Annotated in this window: 1 pseudogene; it reads right to left on the bottom strand. The window is 65.7% G+C overall.

The window, feature by feature from the left end:
• A pseudogene (gene nadE, locus BGN95_RS02940) lies at positions 1-589 on the bottom strand (NAD(+) synthase); the annotation flags it as partial.

The raw sequence follows: 589 nt of genomic DNA, 5'->3' as shown, positions 1-589 counted from the left end.
TTGAACTGGCTGGTACGGAAGAAGCGCACGAGGAATTTCTCCAGCCACGCGCGGATCGTCTCGAGATCGTAGGCGACCCGCGCCGCTTCCGGGATGCCCTCGGGCCAGCGCCCCGCCGCGGCATCGCGCCACGCGTGCCAGGCGAGGAACAGGATCTTCGACGGCGCGAGGCCGAAGCGGATCACATGATGCGCGAAGAAATCGTTGAGCGCATAAGGCCCGATCCGTGCCTCGGTGCTCTGGATCGCGCCGTCGGCGCCGGCGGGGACGAGCTCGGGGCTGATCTCGGTCGAAAGGATCGCGTCGAGCACCGTATCGGTCTCGGCGTCATATTGGTCGGTCGCGATGCACCAGCGGATCAGGAACTGGATCAGCGTCTTGGGCACGCCGGCGTTGACGCCGTAATGGCTCATCTGATCGCCGACGCCATAAGTGCACCAGCCGAGCGCCAGTTCGGAAAGGTCGCCGGTGCCGACGACAAGCCCCTCGCGCTGGTTGGCGAGGCGGAACAGATAGTCGGTGCGCAGCCCGGCCTGCACATTCTCGAACGTCACGTCATAATGCGGCTCGCCATTGGCGAAGAGGGGGC

Source organism: Sphingomonas sp. 66-10, from assembly GCF_001897045.1.
Taxonomy (GTDB): domain Bacteria; phylum Pseudomonadota; class Alphaproteobacteria; order Sphingomonadales; family Sphingomonadaceae; genus Sphingomonas; species Sphingomonas lycopersici.
Note: the sequence above shows the minus strand (reverse complement) of the source record. Positions and strands in the feature narration are given on the sequence as shown.